Annotated in this window: 3 protein-coding genes; all 3 read left to right on the top strand. The window is 63.7% G+C overall.

Features of this window, described 5'->3' with window-relative positions; all coding sequences use genetic code 11:
* Positions 1 to 147: 23S rRNA (pseudouridine(1915)-N(3))-methyltransferase RlmH (locus I5W_RS30280; protein WP_199901776.1), on the top strand; the 147-nt coding region annotated here is incomplete at its 5' end.
* Positions 148 to 205: 58 nt separating this feature from the next.
* A complete protein-coding gene (locus tag I5W_RS20590) occupies positions 206 to 820 on the top strand; it encodes a Maf family protein (protein ID WP_017452203.1) in 615 nt (204 codons plus the stop codon).
* A partial coding sequence (locus I5W_RS20585; RefSeq protein WP_044530627.1) for a ribonuclease E/G occupies positions 817 to 1516 on the top strand: 700 nt, incomplete at its 3' end. The genes I5W_RS20590 and I5W_RS20585, both read left to right, overlap by 4 nt.

The following is a 1516-nucleotide window of genomic DNA, read 5'->3' as shown; positions in this document are numbered from 1 at the left end:
CCTCGATCCCGGCTTCAGGCGGGGGCCGACACGCTCATCCGCATCTCCAGCATGACCTTGCCGCATGGCATGGTGCGGGTGATGCTGGCCGAGCAACTGTACCGGGCCTGGTCGATTACGCAGAACCATCCGTATCACCGCGCCTGAATTCGTCCACCGCCGGCCAGCCCTGCTGGCACCGGCCTTTGACATGATGCATGGCTCAATGAAACAAGCGGACCACAAAATCTACCTCGCCTCCAAAAGCCCGCGCCGGCGCGAACTGCTGCGCCAGATTGGCATCGATTTCGAACTGCTGCTCTCGGACAAGGAAGTCGATGAAAGCGTGCTGCCCGGCGAAGCCCCGCTGGACTACGTCGCCCGCGTGACCCGCGCCAAGCTCGACAGCGCCCAGCAGACCATGATCCTGCGCCAGTTGCCGCATCGCCCGCTGCTCGCGGCCGACACCACCGTGGTGGTGGACGACCTGATCCTGGGCAAGCCGGCCGATCACGACGAAGCGGTGCGCATGATCACCCTGCTCTCCGGCCGCACCCACCAGGTCTTGACCAGCGTGGCCGTGGGCGTCACGCATGGCGTGGACACCGAGGTCTGGCAGATCGTGCAGCAATCCGACGTCAGCTTCGCCGCGCTCACCGACGAGGCCATCGCCGCCTATTGCAACACCATCGAACCTTACGACAAGGCTGGCGCCTACGGCATCCAGGGCCTGGCATCGGTCTTCATCAGCCATATCGTAGGCAGCCATTCCGGTATCATGGGGCTGCCGCTGTTCGAGACGGCTCAACTATTACAACAAGCGGGCGTTCGCATCCTATGAGCGAAGACATCCTCATCAACATCACGCCGCAGGAGACGCGCGTGGCGCTGATCCTGCAGGGGGCGGTGCAGGAACTGCACATCGAGCGCACGCTCTCGCGCGGCCTGGCCGGCAATATCTATCTGGGCAAGGTGGTCCGGGTACTGCCGGGTATGCAATCGGCCTTCATCGACATTGGCCTGGAGCGTGCCGCCTTCCTGCACGTGGCCGACATCTGGGAAGCCCGTCCGCACGACGGCCAGAACGCGCCGGCTATTCCCATCGAGAAACTGTTGCACGATGGCCAGACCATCACGGTGCAGGTCATCAAGGATCCGATCGGCACCAAGGGCGCGCGCCTGTCCACCCAGATTTCCATTGCCGGGCGCATGTTGGTCTACCTGCCGCAGGACAAGCACATCGGCATCTCGCAACGCATCGAGAACGAAGCCGAGCGCGAACTGTTGCGCAGCAAGGTACAGGCGCTGCTGCCGCCGGAAGAAAAAGGCGGCTTCATCATCCGCACCATGGCCGAGGATGCCTCCGACGCCGACCTGCAGATGGACGTCGAATACCTGCGCACCACCTGGTCCACCATCACCAAGCAGGCCAAGACCAAGCCGGCACCGACCCTGCTGCACCAGGACCTGTCGCTGGCGCAACGCGTGCTGCGCGACTTCGTCAGTGACCATACCGCCACCATCCAGGTCGATCGCG

The organism is Herbaspirillum sp. B65 (assembly GCF_000333555.1).
In the GTDB taxonomy this organism is placed as follows: Bacteria; Pseudomonadota; Gammaproteobacteria; order Burkholderiales; family Burkholderiaceae_D; genus Herbaspirillum; species Herbaspirillum rubrisubalbicans.
This window is presented reverse-complemented; position numbering and strand designations above follow the sequence as displayed.